General features: G+C 32.6%; 13 protein-coding genes. 12 read left to right on the forward strand and 1 reads right to left on the reverse strand.

Annotation, left to right across the window (positions count from 1 at the left end):
* The first annotated feature begins 144 nt into the window (after nt 1-144).
* Genes H7350_RS05665 through H7350_RS05690 form a run of 6 tightly spaced genes read left to right on the forward strand, consistent with a single transcriptional unit; the run spans nt 145 to nt 6,966 of the window.
* Nucleotides 145-1,218 carry a hypothetical protein gene (locus tag H7350_RS05665; RefSeq protein ID WP_204344882.1) on the forward strand — a complete coding sequence of 358 codons (1,074 nt, stop codon included), beginning with the start codon at nt 145-147 and terminating at the stop codon, nt 1,216-1,218.
* 5 nt (nt 1,219-1,223) lie between these two features.
* Complete coding sequence (gene gwsG, locus H7350_RS05670) at nt 1,224-2,177, forward strand: grasp-with-spasm system ATP-grasp peptide maturase (protein ID WP_204344883.1); 954 nt, start codon at nt 1,224-1,226, stop codon at nt 2,175-2,177.
* Entirely contained in the window at nt 2,167-2,367 is a 201-nt protein-coding gene (locus H7350_RS05675) for a hypothetical protein (RefSeq protein ID WP_204344884.1), read from the forward strand. The genes gwsG and H7350_RS05675 overlap by 11 nt, the downstream gene beginning before the upstream one ends.
* Nucleotides 2,364-3,455, forward strand: a complete 1,092-nt coding sequence (locus tag H7350_RS05680; RefSeq protein WP_204344885.1) for a hypothetical protein — start codon at nt 2,364-2,366, stop codon at nt 3,453-3,455. Before H7350_RS05675 ends, H7350_RS05680 begins: the two co-directional genes overlap by 4 nt.
* 21 nt (nt 3,456-3,476) lie before the next feature.
* Nucleotides 3,477-5,672: a peptidase domain-containing ABC transporter gene (locus H7350_RS05685; RefSeq protein ID WP_204344886.1), complete on the forward strand. Its 2,196-nt coding sequence runs from the start codon at nt 3,477-3,479 to the stop codon at nt 5,670-5,672.
* Nucleotide 5,673: 1 nt separating this feature from the next.
* On the forward strand, nt 5,674-6,966 hold the full coding sequence (locus H7350_RS05690) for an HlyD family secretion protein (RefSeq protein WP_204344887.1): 1,293 nt from the start codon (nt 5,674-5,676) through the stop codon (nt 6,964-6,966).
* 16 nt (nt 6,967-6,982) lie between these two features.
* Here the strand turns inward: H7350_RS05690 and H7350_RS05695 are convergent, their stop codons facing one another.
* Entirely contained in the window at nt 6,983-8,017 is a 1,035-nt protein-coding gene (locus H7350_RS05695) for a LacI family DNA-binding transcriptional regulator (RefSeq protein WP_204344888.1), read from the reverse strand.
* 184 nt (nt 8,018-8,201) lie between these two features.
* Between H7350_RS05695 and H7350_RS05700 the strand changes: the two genes are divergently transcribed.
* The 6 genes from H7350_RS05700 to ruvA all read left to right on the forward strand — a co-directional run bounded on the left by H7350_RS05700 (nt 8,202) and on the right by ruvA (nt 17,580).
* Nucleotides 8,202-10,835 (forward strand): TonB-dependent receptor, encoded by a 2,634-nt coding sequence (locus tag H7350_RS05700; RefSeq protein ID WP_204344889.1) that lies wholly within the window; start codon nt 8,202-8,204, stop codon nt 10,833-10,835.
* A gap of 148 nt (nt 10,836-10,983) precedes the next feature.
* A complete protein-coding gene (locus H7350_RS05705; protein WP_235989267.1) occupies nt 10,984-12,441 on the forward strand; it encodes an MFS transporter in 1,458 nt (485 codons plus the stop codon).
* A 45-nt stretch (nt 12,442-12,486) separates the two neighbouring features.
* The gene (locus tag H7350_RS05710) at nt 12,487-13,590 is read left to right on the forward strand and encodes a glycoside hydrolase family protein (protein WP_204344890.1); all 1,104 of its coding nucleotides are present in this window, start codon (nt 12,487-12,489) and stop codon (nt 13,588-13,590) included.
* An 11-nt stretch (nt 13,591-13,601) separates the two neighbouring features.
* Nucleotides 13,602-14,492, forward strand: coding sequence for a carbohydrate kinase family protein (locus H7350_RS05715; RefSeq protein ID WP_204344891.1), 891 nt, complete (start codon nt 13,602-13,604; stop codon nt 14,490-14,492).
* 145 nt (nt 14,493-14,637) lie between these two features.
* Nucleotides 14,638-16,920, forward strand: coding sequence for an NADP-dependent malic enzyme (locus tag H7350_RS05720; protein WP_204344892.1), 2,283 nt, complete (start codon nt 14,638-14,640; stop codon nt 16,918-16,920).
* 78 nt (nt 16,921-16,998) lie between these two features.
* Entirely contained in the window at nt 16,999-17,580 is a 582-nt protein-coding gene (gene ruvA, locus H7350_RS05725) for a Holliday junction branch migration protein RuvA (RefSeq protein ID WP_204344893.1), read from the forward strand.
* Nucleotides 17,581-17,582 lie beyond the last annotated feature (2 nt).

Below are 17,582 nucleotides of genomic sequence, written 5' to 3' on the forward strand. Positions count from 1 at the left end.
ACATTGCTACGAGTAATGAGATTGTTTTTAAGAAACTATAAACTGTCGCGGTTTATAGTTTCTTTAATCTAGCGTGTAAGATAGCACAGAAAATAACATAACATTATTGCTTCATTTTTCGAAGCAATCAAAAAACTTAAAATTATGGGATATTATAAAGGAATCGTAATCACAGGAGGTATGTTTTTAATACTTATTAGTATGGCTTGTAACTCAAATAAGAAAGACATAACGATACAAAATTGGTTGAAGGACTATGATAGATATCAGGATTATATCTCAAATGAATTAGGTGATTGCAACTTGACACGTGATGTCTTTAATCAACTTAAGCTTGAAGAATTTAAGGAAAAACTTTATGGTGATCTAGCATACTGTTCAAAAGATGATAAAGTTTTATTAAAAAAATACCTTCTTAAAAACGTATCCTCAGGACTGCATCCAAGTAGAGTTGATAGCATAGCGTATGCATCTGTTTATAACGATATTAAAAACGACTTAAATATCGAACATCATAAGTTCTGGAAAGAACAAGACACATCATATTTTTCAGAGGTTGAAGCGCGGGTGTTTTTAGATCAACAATTGTACAGACAAGGGCAATCCGACACTACAAACTATTCTAGAGAAAAGAGGATTTCTGTTTTCAAAGAAAACACAAAATATTTATTAGAATATTGCAAGCAAAATGGGTTTCCTTTTAAACCAGGTCCTAGGAATTTCGATTCATTTAGAGTAGGTATAAATCCAACTGTAATTGCTATTCATGCAGAGCATAAGGATAAAGTGGAATTGTTGAATTATGCTGTAGAGGCCGCTAAACAAGGAAAGATTAGTTGGCATGACCCCATATCCATCTGTATAACATTTCATACAAATTCTATAAAACGAAACGCAGTTAAACCTATACATTTCCTTCACTTTAATGAAGACCATACTTTAGATGTTTCAAAGTCGTATTTACAACTTTACAGTATTGCCAAGTTATACAGTCAAGATATGACAGTACCTATTAAGATACAGCCTTCGAAGTTTAATCAAGACGCATCAGACATCGTGTCTCAACAGCTTGAAGACATCAAAAACATACTCGTTAATGAGTTTTCATATAAGGCCAACGAGATTCAAATATCTAAGGTTCCAAATGAAAACGAAAAAGAACGAGAAGGACTTACAGATTACAAATTTACTTTAACAGAAATACTTAAAAATCAATAAGAGCTATGATTTTAATATTATCCTTAACAAATGATTATTCTACCGGAGAGGTCATCAAATGGTTAAATTTCTTAAATAAACCTTTCGTTCGAATAAATGAAGATGACGAAATCACTCTCGAATATCTAGATCATCAAGATTTAAGATTTGATTTTAAAGGTGAAAAAATCAATTTATCCGATATAACCGCTATCTGGTACAGAAGAGGTAACTTTAATATAAATGCATTACCATTTAAATTAAAAGATAAAAAACCACTATTGCAAGCTTATGTAGGATCTGAAATAACTGAGCTTACTCACTATATCCATAATTTATTTAAGACCAAGAAAAATCTAAATAATTATAACACCCATCATGTTAATAAATTGGAGGTATTACGTTTTTGTAAAGACAATGACATTAACCATACGCCATTTATTGTAACACAGTCTAAATCAGATCTTCAGAGTTTTTATGAAAAAGAAAAGAATATAATTTCAAAGGCTATTAAAAGCCCTTTTATTGTGCTTACAAAGGAGCTGCATTATGGCAGTTACACATACAAGGTGAAGAGTGAAGATATTGATAATCTTCCTGAAAATTTTACACCAACGTTCTTTCAAAAGCAAATAGATAAGAAATACGAAATAAGAACCTTTTACATTGATGGTGATTTTTATAGTATGGCAATATTTTCACAAGGTAATGACCAAACAAAGTTAGACTTTAGACACTACGATGAAAAGCATCCCAATAGAACCTTGCCTTTTAAACTTCCTAAAGAATATGAGGCGAAATTAGATAAAATGCTAAGACATTTCGATGTTAATTGTGCATCTATGGATACCATAATTTCACCCGATAATGAATACAGTATGATTGACATCAATCCTATTGGTCAGTTTGGGATGACGTCTATGCCATGTAATTATAATTTAGAAAAAACAATAGCAGAATATTTAACAGATGAAAGATAAAATCAACATGGAAGATAAAATCAAAAACGAATTTTTAAAGGGAAATTGCCCAGCACATCTACTTTCTCTCAAAAATTTTAACGCAACAAAAAAAACTGTTGATAATAGTAGCATTAAAAAAGCACGACAATCTAAAGCATTAAAGACGAATTACTTTATAATCGAAAGATTTTTTAAATCACCACTATGAAACGATATTATTTAAGAAATAGATTGTGTTTCCCAATTAAGGGAATGAACAGAAGTATTATATATGACCTTAACCGTCAGGACTATTACTTTATTCCGCTTAGTTTATACGATAAACTATCTAAAAATGAAGTCATCACTTTCGACGATGATGCATCATATAAAGAGTGGGAAGCATTGCTCCTAGAAAAAGAAATTATTTTCTCGGTTGACAATGATAAGGAAGATCAATATTTTCCTCCAATTTCAGAAGCGTATGACATGCCGTGCCTTTTAAGTACTTTAATTATACATGATAATTTTGATATTGAAAAACTCGGGTTTATTGAATCTGCATACGTTTTAAACGTTTCGATTATTGTCAATGACTATGAAAGTGTAAAAAAGCAAGAATTTGTTGATTTAATGAGTAAATTGTCAACATTCGAGATCGACTCCATATATCTTTATGTTACCGATAACAAAAAGTCATTTAATAGAGAAGATTTTAGACCTTTAGATGGCATTAATCAATTATTTAATATTTATATTTTTGAGCATCTATTTGAAAAAGATGATTCATTTGATATTCTGAATTTTGTTTTCAGAGATACTTCTTTCGGAGAATTTTCTCAACGAATGACAAAAGAAAAACTTCAGGTTAATTATCCTCATTTTTTAGAAGCATTGAACAGCAATAATTATTTCAATGAAAAAGTATATGTGGATGACATAGGAAATATTAGAAATGGAATCAATAGTGCTAAATCATTTGGTAATATAAATGCAATGAAAAATGATAAGGAATTGATCGATTTGATTCAATCAGATTCGTTTAAAACCTTATGGAATGTCAAAAAAGATGATACCCTTATATGTAAAGACTGTGAGTTTAGATACATGTGTGTAGATTCTCGTAATGTTGAACAAAATGCTGAAGGTGAGTGGTTTCACAAAACAGAATGTAATTACAACCCTTATTTATCCAAATGGACACATGAAGAAGATTTTAAAAGTCTTGAAGAATGTGGTATTATACTCAATAGTGAAGGACAGTTTAAGATTAACGAAAAACAGCTAGAAACAGTATTCAATTCTGTTTGGGATTAACAGGTTAACCAAAACAAACTAATGAAATTAAAGAAATTCCCTAATTATAAACAGCACGATAGTAAAGATTGTGGACCAACATGTCTTAAAATAATAATTAAGCATTACGGAAAAACAAGCTCTCTTGAGCATATTCGCAAAATATCTGAAACCACAAGAATAGGAAGTAGTTTATCTACTTTGAGTAATGCTGCTGAAGAATTAGGATTTCGATCATTAGGTGTAAAAATTGGAATCAAAGACCTAGAAGAGTGTCCTCTGCCAGCCATTTTGCATTGGAATCAAAACCACTACGTTGTATTATTTAAAATTAAAAATGGCGTATACCATATCTCAGATCCTGCCCATGGTATTATTAAATATGGCAAAACAGAATTTCTTAAGCATTGGATGGGTAATAATTCTGATGACTCTACCGAAGATGGGATTGTTTTATTACTCGAACCTACTCCTAAATTTTACGATTCTGAATTTGAAAAAGATAGTTCTAGCCTAGGATTCACATTTCTTTCGCGATATCTTTTTAAATATAAACGCTTTCTTTGGCAATTGGTTTTTGGATTAATTGCTGCAAGTATTTTGCAGTTAATCTTTCCGTTTCTTACACAGAGTATCGTCGATGTGGGAATTAAAAACCAAGACTTACACTTTATATATTTAATACTATTTGCTCAATTAGCCTTGTTCTTAGGTAGAACTGCAATTGAAATAATTAGAAGCTGGATTTTACTACATCTCAGTACTCGAATCAATATATCATTAGTAGCCGATTTTTTTGTAAAACTCATGAATTTACCAATTGGGTTTTTCGATTCCAGAATGACAGGAGATATCATGCAACGTATAAATGATCATAAAAGAATAGAACGCATTTTAACTACATCGTCCTTAAATGTGCTATTCTCAATGGTGAATTTAATCATATTTAGTGCCGTTTTAGCCTACTATAACCTTATGATTTTTGCAATTTTCTTATTGGGTAGTCTGCTCTATTTTTTCTGGATAGTCATATTCCTAAAAAAGCGAAAAGATTTAGATTACAAACAATTCTCACAAGTTAGTCAAGAGCAAAGTAAAGTCATCGAGCTTATTAATGGTATGCAAGAAATTAAGCTTCACAATGCTGAAAGACAGAAGCGATGGGGTTGGGAGTTTTTACAGGCAAGATTGTTTAAAATATCTATTGATGGTCTGGCATTAGAGCAATACCAAAGTGTTGGGTCAGGGTTTATTAATGAGTTAAAGAATATTTTAATTACTGTTCTATCTGCTAAGTTAGTTATTGATGGGAATATCACTTTGGGGATGATGCTGGCAATTAGTTACATTGTTGGTCAATTAAACTCGCCAATATCGCAACTTATAAACTTTATTAGAGAAGTACAAGATGCCAGAATATCTCTTGACAGATTAACAGAAATACATAACAAGCCTAATGAAGAGGATCCTGAGCAACAAAAGATTACTGAAATTCCAACCGATGCAGATATTGAGCTTAAAAATGTGTCTTACAGGTATATAGGTTCAGAACAATTAGTACTCAAAGACTTAAGTTTAAAAATACCTGCAAATAAAATTACAGCCATTGTTGGAACAAGTGGAAGTGGGAAAACAACACTCATGAAGCTGCTCTTAAAATTCTATGAGCCAAACGAAGGTCAAATCAATATTGGGAACTTTAACTTAAATAATATTTCTCAAAGAAGCTGGAGAGAAGAGTGTGGAGTTGTAATGCAAGAAGGATATATATTTAGTGATACTATTGCTAATAATATTGCTGTTGGTGATAATTACATCGATAAAGAAAGACTTGCACATGCCGTAAATGTTGCTAACATTAGTGAATACATAGAATCATTACCATTATCTTATAATACCAAAATTGGAATGGAAGGGGTTGGTTTAAGTACAGGTCAAAAACAACGATTGTTAATTGCTAGAGCAGTCTATAAAAATCCTAATGTGTTGTTCTTTGATGAAGCTACAAGTGCTCTTGACGCCAATAACGAAAAAATTATCATGGAAAAACTTGATCGCTTTTTTGAAAATAAGACAGTCCTAGTCGTAGCTCACCGTCTAAGTACTGTTAAAAATGCAGATCAAATTGTTGTACTCGAAAAAGGAAAAATTGTTGAAGTCGGTAATCATAAAGAATTGGTTAAGAAAAAAGGCAATTATTACAACTTAGTTAAAAATCAATTAGAACTCGGAAATTAAGATGTCAGAAAAATTACAAGACATAGAATTAAGAAGCGAAGAAGTACAAGAGATACTAACCAAGGTGCCACATTGGATGATACGCTGGGGAAATCTGTTATTTCTTGGATTGCTCATGCTAATAATATTTCTTTCATGGTTTATAAAATATCCAGATATTATTCAATCTGAAACTTATGTAACTACGATAATTCCACCTCAAAAGGAATTTGCTAATACAACAGGGAAGTTCGAAGTAATTTTAGTAAAAGATGATGAGCAGGTTAGTGTCAATCAACCACTGGCTGTTATCGAGAATTCAGCAAGTTACAAGGATGTTTTTAAATTAAAACAAATCATAGATACTCTAAAAATTAATAATAAAGACTTCATATTTCCTCTAGATAGTTTGCCAATTTTATTTCTTGGTGATTTAGAAGTTCAATATGCTTTATTTGAAAACAGTTACATACAATATAAATTAAACAAAGAACTTAAACCATTTGCTAATGAAACTATTGCAAATAGGTATTCAATTTCCGAATTAAATAGACGCCTTAAGAGTTTAAAATCTCAGGAAAGTATTGGGAGAAAAGAATTAGAGTTTAAGCATAATGATCTCATGCGTAACAAATCATTATATGAAAAGGGTGTGATCTCAGCTCAAGCTTATGAAAATATTCAATTAGAATATGCGCAGGCTGAACGTAACTATAAAAACTTTGAAGCCTCAATATCTCAAGTTAGAGAAGGAATTAGTAATGCCAATAAAGTGTCTAAAGGCGCAGAAATCAATAAAGTTACAGAGGAAATGTTGATGCTAAAAAATGTGATTCAATCCTTTAATAAACTGAAAAAAGCATTGCGAGATTGGGAATTACAATATGTGCTAAAATCGAATATAGAAGGCAAAGTGTCTTTTTTAAATTATTATGATGAAAACCAAACGGTTCAATTGGGCGATTTAGTATTCTCTATAATCCCTAAGGAAAACTCTTCATATATAGCAAAACTCAAAACACCTTCTCAGAATTTTGGTAAGGTCAAACTAGGTCAAAAAGTAAATGTTAAACTAGAAAATTATCCAGATACTGAATTTGGATTACTTAGCGGAACAGTAAGTCACATTTCGGTTTTACCTGATGATGAAGGCAATTATATGGTTGATGTTTTACTTCCAGAAAAATTAATCACATCTTATAACAAGGAAATAGACTTTAAACAGGAAATGCGTGGTTCGGCAGAAATTATTACTGAAGACCTCAGACTTATAGAGCGCTTTTTTTATCAGTTTAAAGAAGTCTTAAAGCGTTAATGTAGCCCTGTAGATATTAAATCAGAGTTTTTGTTGAATCTCTTTTAACTAATGATGTTTCTAATTCAATGATTTTTGGATGAACCTCTTTTTGCTGTTTTAGAGCTTTCAATTCTTTATATAATTGCTTAAATGCCATTTTGCCCATTTGATAACCTGGTTGGTCTATAGTAGATAGAGTTGGTGTTATTGCTGAAGACATAAACCAGTTACTAAAACCCACAATAGAAATGTCTTCTGGGATCTTAATACCTCGTTTGTTAAATTCAGTTATAGCTCCAATAGCAACCATATCTGTATTGATGAAAATTCCGTCTACATCACTATGATCTTTTAATAATTGAGCGGCATTATTTTTACCTTCTTCAAAACTCTTATCGCTACAATCACAAATGTAAACAAGAGAAGAATCATAAGGCAAATCATTATCTAGTAATGCTTTTTTATATCCTAAAAACCGATCTATCGAATTTTGAGGTAATAGAGGACCTCTAAAATGAGCGATTCTTTTACAGCCTGTATCAATTAAATGTTGAGTTGCCATGTAAGCAGCTTTCCTATCATCAATAATAACTTTAGAGCAATTAACGATTTTGGCGATCTTATCAAACATCACTATTGGTTTGTCCTGATCCATTACATCGGTTATATGTTTAAAGTCAGAAGTTTCGTTTGCTAATGATATGAGGATACCATCAACATGCTTACTCATGAGTAAATCAATTTGCTTTTTTTCAAGTTCATAAGACTCATTAGACTGAAGTATAATAACGAAATATCCTTTTTTTTCAGCTTGTGCTATTATCCCTTTAATGACAGTAGAAAAGAAATGATGAACTACTTCAGGAATAATTAAACCTATAGTTTTAGATTCCTTGGTTCTTAAATTAACAGCAAATGAATTTGGTCTGTAATTTAATTGAGCTGCTGTTTCTCTAACTAATTTTCTTGTTTTCTTACTGACATCAGGATAATCTTTTAATGCTTTGGAAACTGTTGTAACAGAAATATTTAAAGTTTCTGCTATTTCTTTAAGAGTTACTGGTTTCATAAAAAATCATCAATTTAAAACATAAAGTTAGCCTATAAAAAGCATTATTACAAGAAAATCGAAAACGTTTTCGCGAAATCGAAAACGTTTTCGATTTGTTAAATTCATTTTTTATTGAACTATAAATATATATTCGGCAATAATTAACCTAAATAATTGTCAAATTATTAAAAAACAAACTAAAATGATCACAACAAAAAAATGTTACAGCTTATTGCTTATGCTAGTAATGTCTGTGTCGAGTGTTATAGCACAGTCGAGTATTTCTGGAAAGGTATCTGACACATCTGGTATGCCTTTAGGAGGAGTAAATGTAATTCTTGAAGGAACTACTCAAGGAGCAGTTTCAGATTTTGATGGAAATTATACCATTAGCAATGTTGAGAATGGTTCTTACACGTTAAATGCTACATATTTAGGGTATTCAAAATTTACTCAAAATGTAACTATTGACGGAGAAAGTATCACAATTAATTTTACGATGAGTGAAGATGCAGAATCACTAGATCAAATTATTGTGACAGGAGTTACTAATCCGAAATCTAGAATAGAATCTAGTGTTTCCGTAACAACAATGCGACCAAAAATTATTCAGCAATCTGCACCGAGAACTACAGCTGAAATTTTTAGAACTATACCTGGTATTCGATCTGAATCTTCGGGTGGTGAAGGTAATTCAAATATAGCTGTGCGTGGTGTTCCAGTATCTTCAGGAGGATCAAAATATGTACAACTACAAGAAGACGGTTTACCTGTTTTGTTATTTGGAGATATCGCATTTGCAACGTCTGATATTTTTACACGATATGATTCAAATATTGGTAGAATAGAAGCAATTAGAGGTGGTTCGGCTTCGACATTATCCTCAAATTCTCCTGGTGCAATTATTAACTTGATTAGTAAAACTGGTAAAACTGAGGGTGGTTCAATTGGAACATCTTTTGGATTGGATTATGGCAATTTCAGAACAGATTTTGACTATGGAGCTCCAATTGCTGATGGTCTATATTTTCACATGGGAGGTTTTTACAGAGTAGGAGAAGGTATTAGAGATGCAGGATATACCGCTAATAATGGTGGTCAATTCAAATTCAATATAACCAAAGAATTTGACAAAGGTTATATAAGATTATATACCAAATATTTGAATGATAGAGCAATAGCATACTTGCCTAATCCTATTAAAGTAACTGGGACTAACGATGATCCAAATTTTTCTGATATACCAAATTTTGATGCTAACAACCAAACGCTGCATACACCTTACTTATCTCAAAATGTTGGTCTTGGTGAGAGTGGCGAATTACGTCGATCTAATGTGAGTGATGGAATGAATCCTATATCGACATCTGTTGGTATGGAAGCATCTTTTGATCTAGGAGATGGATTTAAAATTAAAAATAACGGAAGGTTCTCATTTAATAAAGGTGGGTTTAATTCACCTTTTCCAGCAAGTGTATCTACAGTATCCGATTTCCTAGCTGGCGATTTTGCTGTCGATAATGGTTATGATTCTTTAGCTTATGCTAATGGTGATGGTGCTGTAAATGGAAGTTCTTTAATAGCTCCAGTTGTACTTTTTGATACACAGTTAAATAATTTTAACAACTTTATGAATGATATTCGTTTAACCAAATCCTTTGATAAATTAGACCTAACTCTTGGGTATTTTAAAGGAATACAAAACTTGTCTATGTCATGGTTATGGAATTCATATCTATTAGAAGCTTCGGGTGATGATGCAAGACTTATTGATGCCTTAGACTCTAATGGTGACCCACTATCAGTAAATGGTTTAGTAGGTTATGGTGCTGCTTTTTTTGGAAACTGTTGCCAACGTAGTTACGATACAAGATATAATACCTCTGCTCCATACTTGGCATTAGCTTTTGAAGCTTCTGAAAATTTAAATTTAGATGCAAGTATTCGTTTTGATAAAGGACAAGTAGATGGTTCATTTGCTGGACCTTCAACATCTGTAAATGATATTAACAATGACGGTGTAATTTCTCAGCCAGAACAAACGGTTCAATCTATAGATTTGTCAAATCCAACAACCGTTAATTACGATTATGATTATGTGTCTTTTTCTTTAGGTGCTAACTATAAATTAAAAGATAACGAAGCTGTATTTGCACGATATAGTAGAGGTGGTGCAGCAAAAGCTGATCGTATTTTATTTGCTGGTTTAGAGTATACAAATAGCGATAGAATTAATGCGTTAGATTTTATCAATCAAGCAGAAATTGGATATAAAAGAGGTTTCGAAAGAGGAGCAGTATATGCAACCTTGTTTTTTGCTAAAACTATTGAAGAAGGAGGTTTTGAAGCTACCTCTAATAGTATCATAGAGAATGACTACAAGTCTTTGGGAATCGAAATAGAAGGTTCGTATAGATTTAGTGATAATTTCAATGTACGTGGTGGATTAACATTTACCGATGCGGAAATTGATTCTGGAGACAATAAAGGTAATACACCTAGAAGACAACCTGATTTTATTTACAACCTTATACCAACGTTTGACTTTGGAAGTAAAAATCAAAACTCATTTGGCTTAAGTTTTATCGGTCAAACTAAAGCTTATGCTCAAGATTCAAATGAATTGGTACTACCAGGCTTTGTGATAGTTAATAGCTTTGTTAATATTGGAATTACTGAAAAATTAAATGCAAGTTTATCTGCAAACAATGTCTTTGATACATTAGGAATTACAGAATCTGAAGAAGGAAGTATTGTTGAAGGTCAAACAAATTATTTAAGAGTAAGACCTGTACCAGGCCGTTCAATCTCTTTAGGTCTTAATTATAGTTTCTAAATTTTTATTTATAAGTGTTAATAAAAATTATTTGAGTTTTTTAAATTGATTTGAATAAAAAGGGTCAATGTTTTGAAGCATTGGCTCTTTTTTCACAAAGTAATCATTACATTTAATCAAATAGGTGTTCATTTAAAAATAAGATGATATGTTCAAAAAACCAAAATTAAGTTTCTGGCAAATTTGGAATATGAATGTTGGGTTCTTTGGCATTCAATTTAGCTTTGGCTTACAACAAACCGCTGTAAACCCTATTTTTTCTTTTTTAGGTGCTCATCACGAAGACCTACCATTACTCAATTTAGCTGGTCCGGTTACAGGGTTATTAATTCAACCAATAATTGGAGCGATTTCAGATAAAACATGGTCACCTCGATTTGGTAGAAGAAAACCATTTTTCTTAATAGGAGCAATAATCGCAAGTATGTGTTTATTTATGTTCCCATTCAGTTCAGAACTTTGGTTTGCTGTTGGGTTATTATGGATTCTTGATGCAGCTAATAATACGGCAATGGAACCATATAGGGCATTTGTAGGTGATAAATTGCCAGATGAACAATTAACTTATGGGTTTCAAATGCAGAGTTTATTTGTTGGAGCTGGAATTACATTAGCTAATTTTTCATTGTTTCTTTTCCAAGACTGGTTTAGTGTTCCAGTAGTTGAAGGAGCATCTTTGTGCAGTTCAGGTACAGAAGTCGTTACAGCCATTCCAAAGTGGGTATATTACTCATTCTTTTTAGGTGCAATTGCATCTATAGGGACTATTTTATGGTCTGTTTTGAAAACGCCTGAGATTCCACCCTCAGAAGAAGAACTTAAATATATAAAAGAGCGAAATAAAAACTCATCTTTTATTCATCGGGTTATCGAACCTTTTATTGAAATCTATCAAGCAATTGGCGAAATGCCAAAACTAATGAAAAAACTAGCGATAGTTTATTTGTTTCAATGGTATGCTTTATTTATTTATTGGCAATTTATAACACCAATGTTAAGGTCGAGCATGTTTGGTATCAGTAATGAAGATACATCAAAGTTTGATGCTATCATGGCTTCGTGTAAGGCAGGTGAAGTTGTTAGTGCAGCTGATACTTCTTTTGCTCAAAACATACAGTCATTATCTGAACAAGCGCTAGCGCAAACAGGACTAATGAACGGAACTTATAATTTCGTAACCATGATTGTTGCACTGTTATTAGTGCCAGTAGCTTTAAGATTTAGTAATAAATTGGTTTATGTAGGTAGTTTGTTTTTAACTGGTATAGCAATGTTAAGTATGCCATTTATAAGCAATCAATATGCATTGTTATTGCCAATGGTTTTATTAGGGATTGGTTGGGCTGCCATGATGGGAATACCATATGCAATGGTTTCTAAGGTAATTCCTGAAGAACGTCGAGGTGTTTATATGGGGATAGTTAACATGATGATTGTGATTCCTATGGGAATTCAAACTATTACATTTGGACCAATCGTCAAAAATTTGTTAAATAATGATGCAGTAAATGCCATTCTACTGGCAGGACTGTTTTTTATTATCGCTGGAATATTAGCTTTTCGATTAAAAGGAAAACCAAGTGATAATTTAGAATTTGATAAATAATTATCGGAAAATAAGTAATAAAATTTAAAAAAAGTAACATTATCTATGATGAATCAGATTCCTGATGCCTACGATAAAAAATTTATAAATGGTATTCGACATCCATATCTATATTTATGGGATTCATGGTCTTATGTTGATAATAATACATTCCATTTATACTGTTTAGCGCTATCACGATTTAAACCAGATGGAAGTAAAATTGAGCCTGATGAGCGAAACAACTTTCCTTTTCATATACGACATTTCACCTCAGTTGATGCTGGTGTCAGTTGGACAGATAGAGGCTGTTTTTTTAAACCAAAAGATAACTCTAAATCTAATTTTAATACAATTTGGAGTGGTAGTGTGAAACCATTAACCAATGGAAAAAAACTTGTTGCATATACAGGTTTAGAACATAGAGATCAAGATCATCAATACCTGCAAAACATAGCAATTGCTATTTCAGAAGATGGTTACTCTGTCAAAGACTTTGATGAAAATATTTTGTCCGATCCTCTTAGGGACTGGAAAGAAATTACTGAAAAAGGATATTTCCTTGATGCTTCAGAACGCTTAGGTAGCAATATGGGTGAAATTAATGGACCTATTATGTCATGGCGTGATCCATTTATTTTTTATGATAAGAAAAAGGAATTAAATTTATTTTGGGCAGCAAAAGTTGGTCCTCGATTTGGGGCAATGGCACGAGCAACATTGAAAAAAAATGGAGACTTTTTCAAAATTGACACATTGCATCCACCAGTTACAGTACCAGATGCTGATGAATTTACTCAACTTGAAGTTCCTAAAGTATTATTTGATGAAGTACACAAGACATACTATCTAATTATTGCCAGTTGCAATAGATTGTATGAAAGTCAACCAGATTCAGAAATTAGTAAAGAAGTTAGAGTGTATGCTTCTGAGAACATTGATGGACCTTGGGAATCTTTAGGAGATAAAATTTTAGGTTCAGAACATTTGTTTGGAATTACAGTGTTGCAAACAGATTTCGAAAACAATAGGTTGTTGTGCATGGCGCCTTATACTGAGGCTGCTGATGCTGATTTAATGTTAACTTTTGCTCCGGTTTTTTATATTTATTTAAACCCTTTAAAAGTAGAATTCTTAAATCAAACTAAAATTAACTCTCAAAACATATAAATTTTTGAGGTATGAAAACATTAAAAATCACATGTTTTGGAGAAATATTATGGGATATCTTCCCCAAACATCGAAAAATTGGTGGAGCGCCATTAAATGTAGCTTTGAGATTAACATCATTTGATAATGATGTGCATATCATCAGTAGAGTTGGAAATGATAGTTTAGGAAGATCTCTATTAGCATTTATAGAAGAAAAAGAGGTAGATATTCAAAACGTACAAGTAGATTCAAACTTTGATACGGGTCAAGTCAATGTAATACTTGATAATAAAGGTTCTGCAACTTATGACATTGTTTTTCCAATAGCTTGGGATCATATTAAAATTACAGAAGCTAATAAAGCTCTAGTCGCTTCTTCTGACGTTTTTATTTTTGGAAGTTTAATAGGCAGGAACTTAGTTTCAAAACATACTTTAATAAGCTTATTAGATATCGCTAAGTATAAAGTTTTTGATGTTAATTTAAGAGCGCCACATTATAGTAAACAGCTGTTAATAGCATTGATGAATCAAGCAGATTTTATAAAGTTCAATGATGAAGAGCTATTTGAAATTAGTAAATATTTAGGCTCAAAATATAATTCAATTGAACAGAATTTAAATTATATTTCAAAGCATACCAATACAAAACATATATGTGTAACTAAAGGTAAATATGGAGCTGTATTACTTTATAACGAAGCCCTTTACTATAATAGTGGTTATTTAGTTCATGTAAAAGATACAGTAGGCGCTGGTGATTCATTTTTAGCGACACTGATAAATTTCTTGTTAAAAAATGAAAATCCACAAAAGGCTATTGATATTGCATGTGCTGTTGGAGCATTAGTGGCGCAAAATGAAGGGGCTAATCCTGATATTTCTGCTAAAGATATTGAATCCTTTATGTACCCATATTAGAAGTGTAATTTATTTATGTAGAATTTACAACCAAGAATGATATCTTGGTTTTTTTTCTATAGCGCTTTCTCATAAAACACTTACATTTGTATTTCGATTTGTCACGACTGTGATTCCAAATTGATTAATTCACATCAAAAAGTATATGAGCAAGCAAAGTAAACGCAGAGAAGCCTTAGTTTATCACGCAAAACCAACACCAGGAAAAATCCAGGTGGTGCCCACCAAAAAATATGCTACTCAAAGAGATTTATCTTTAGCCTATTCACCAGGAGTTGCCGAACCTTGTCTCGAAATAGAAAAGGATAAGAACAATGCCTATAAATATACGGCCAAAGGAAATCTGGTTGCCGTAATTTCAAACGGAACTGCAGTATTAGGTTTGGGAAATATTGGCCCTGAAGCCTCAAAACCCGTTATGGAAGGGAAGGGCTTACTCTTTAAAATCTTTGCCGATATAGATGTATTCGATATTGAAGTCGATACTGAAAATATTGATGAATTTGTTGAAACGGTTAAAAAAATAGCACCAACGTTTGGTGGTATCAATCTTGAAGATATTAAAGCACCTGAAGCTTTCGAAATTGAACGTCGATTAAAGGAAGAACTGGACATTCCAGTCATGCATGACGATCAACATGGTACTGCAATTATATCTGCTGCAGCTTTATTAAATGCCTTAGAACTTGCAGAAAAGAACATTGAAGATGTTAATATCGTTATAAGTGGTGCTGGAGCAGCTGCCATTTCATGCTCACGATTATATCAGGCTTGTGGAGCTAAACGTGAAAATATGGTCATGTTAGATAGTAAAGGTGTTATTAGAGATGACCGTGATAATTTGACAACCGAAAAAGCCGAGTTTGCCACACATCGAAAAATAGATACCTTAGATGAAGCCATGAAAGATGTCGATGTCTTTATAGGTCTGTCAATGGCCGATATAGTTGCACCTGAGATGCTAAAGGTCATGGCTAAAAATCCAATCGTATTTGCAATGGCAAATCCCGACCCTGAAATAAAATACCAACTAGCTATCGATACACGTGATGATATTATCATGGCAACAGGTCGAAGTGATCATCCTAATCAAGTCAATAATGTACTCGGGTTTCCATTTATTTTTAGAGGTGCATTAGATGTTAGAGCGACCAAAATTAATGAAGCCATGAAAATGGCTGCTGTTAAAGCATTAGCAAAACTAGCCAAAGAACCTGTGCCAGAGCAAGTAAATATTGCTTACGGAGAAACACGACTTACTTTTGGTAGAGATTATATCATTCCAAAACCGTTCGATCCAAGATTAATTGCCGAAGTACCTCCTGCCGTAGCAAAAGCTGCAATGGAAAGTGGTGTAGCTCAAGAACCTATTGAGGATTGGGATAAATATAGAGACGAATTATTAGAGCGTCTGGGCTCAGATAATAAAATTGTAAGACTCTTACTAAATCGAGCAAAACTTAATCCTAAACGTGTCGTTTTTGCTGAAGCCGATCACTTAGATGTGTTAAAAGCAGCACAGATTGTTTATGATGAAGGTATTGCTATTCCAATTCTTTTAGGACGAAGAGATAAGATTTTAAATCTTATGGAAGAGATTGAGTTTGAGGCAGATTTAGAAATTATTGATCCTAAATCTGATGAAGAAGAGGCACGTAAAAACAAATATGCAAAAGTGTACTGGCAACAGCGTAAGCGTAAAGGAGTCACTTTATATTCTGCTGAAAAAGTACTACGCGAGCGTAATTATTATGCAGCTATGATGGTAAACGAAGGTGATGCTGATGCCTTGATTTCTGGGTATTCTAGAAGTTATCCTTCTGTTGTTAAGCCTATGCTAGAACTAATAGGATTGGCTCCTGGTTCAACTCGCGTTGCCACAACTAATGTGATGATGACGCAACGCGGACCAATGTTTTTAAGTGATACATCGATCAATATAAATCCTTCTGCTAGCGATTTAACACGAATTGCTCAAATGACTGCAGGTGTTGTGAAAATGTTTGGAATGGAACCTGTAATGGCTATGATTTCTTATTCTAACTTCGGGTCTTCTAAAAATCAAACGGCTATAAAAGTAAGAGAGGCTGTAGAGTATCTTCATAAAAGACATCCTAATCTGGTTGTTGATGGTGAATTACAAACCGATTTTGCACTTAATAAGGAAATGCTTCAAGACATATTTCCGTTTTCTAAATTAGCAGGACGAAAAGTGAATACACTCATTTTTCCGAATTTAGAATCGGCAAATATTACTTATAAATTACTGAAAGAACTAAATAAAGCAGACTCTATTGGTCCTATAATGATGGGAATGCGAAAACCTGTACATATCCTTCAGCTTGACGCCAGCGTTGATGAAATTGTGAACATGACTGCTATTGCTGTTATCGATGCGCAGCAAAAAGAGAAAAGAGCGGCCTTATAGCTTACTGTTTTAGCTTAGCATTCACCTTTGAAATGTAAATAATTTTATTACATTTGAGTTTTTAACTGAAGCGAGTAAATGATTACACACATTCAAGGTAAATTGGTAGAAAAGAATCCTACAGATGTCGTTATAGATTGCAATGGTGTTGGTTATCTTTTAAATATATCATTACATACGTTTTCTCAAATTCCCGATCAGGAAGCTCTTAAGCTGTATTCACATCTCATTGTACGCGAAGATTCTCATACTTTGTATGGGTTTACATCTATTGCCGAACGTGAAATTTTTAAACTTTTGATCTCAGTTAGTGGAATAGGAGCAAATACAGCACGAACTATGTTATCTTCATTATCTCCGCAACAGGTTAAGGAAGGTATAGCGCATGGCGATGTCGCTTTAATTCAATCTATAAAAGGGATTGGTGCCAAAACAGCTGCTAGAGTCATATTAGATTTAAAAGACAAAGTGCTAAAAGTTTACGATATTGACGAAGTTTCTGTTAATAAAAACAATACCAACAAAGATGAAGCGTTATCAGCTTTAGAAGTTTTAGGTTTTGCTAAGAAGCAGTCTGAACGTGTAGTGGATAAAATTGCATCTCAACAACCCGATGCAAGTGTAGAAACTATTATAAAAGAAGCTCTAAAAAATTTATAAAA

The organism is Psychroserpens algicola (assembly GCF_014526325.1).
GTDB classification, from domain to species: domain Bacteria; phylum Bacteroidota; class Bacteroidia; order Flavobacteriales; family Flavobacteriaceae; genus Psychroserpens; species Psychroserpens algicola.

Excerpts from the sequence above, each read along its gene's own strand:
- ruvA (WP_204344893.1), top strand. The coding sequence starts at position 16,999 with ATGATTACACACATTCAAGGTAAATTGGTAGAAAAGAATCCTACAGAT.
- gwsG (WP_204344883.1), top strand. The coding sequence starts at position 1,224 with ATGATTTTAATATTATCCTTAACAAATGATTATTCTACCGGAGAGGTC.
- H7350_RS05675 (WP_204344884.1), top strand. The coding sequence starts at position 2,167 with ATGAAAGATAAAATCAACATGGAAGATAAAATCAAAAACGAATTTTTA.
- H7350_RS05720 (WP_204344892.1), top strand. The coding sequence starts at position 14,638 with ATGAGCAAGCAAAGTAAACGCAGAGAAGCCTTAGTTTATCACGCAAAA.
- H7350_RS05705 (WP_235989267.1), top strand. The coding sequence starts at position 10,984 with ATGTTCAAAAAACCAAAATTAAGTTTCTGGCAAATTTGGAATATGAAT.
- H7350_RS05695 (WP_204344888.1), bottom strand. The coding sequence starts at position 8,017 with ATGAAACCAGTAACTCTTAAAGAAATAGCAGAAACTTTAAATATTTCT.
- H7350_RS05690 (WP_204344887.1), top strand. The coding sequence starts at position 5,674 with ATGTCAGAAAAATTACAAGACATAGAATTAAGAAGCGAAGAAGTACAA.
- H7350_RS05680 (WP_204344885.1), top strand. The coding sequence starts at position 2,364 with ATGAAACGATATTATTTAAGAAATAGATTGTGTTTCCCAATTAAGGGA.
- H7350_RS05665 (WP_204344882.1), top strand. The coding sequence starts at position 145 with ATGGGATATTATAAAGGAATCGTAATCACAGGAGGTATGTTTTTAATA.
- H7350_RS05700 (WP_204344889.1), top strand. The coding sequence starts at position 8,202 with ATGATCACAACAAAAAAATGTTACAGCTTATTGCTTATGCTAGTAATG.
- H7350_RS05710 (WP_204344890.1), top strand. The coding sequence starts at position 12,487 with ATGATGAATCAGATTCCTGATGCCTACGATAAAAAATTTATAAATGGT.
- H7350_RS05685 (WP_204344886.1), top strand. The coding sequence starts at position 3,477 with ATGAAATTAAAGAAATTCCCTAATTATAAACAGCACGATAGTAAAGAT.
- H7350_RS05715 (WP_204344891.1), top strand. The coding sequence starts at position 13,602 with ATGAAAACATTAAAAATCACATGTTTTGGAGAAATATTATGGGATATC.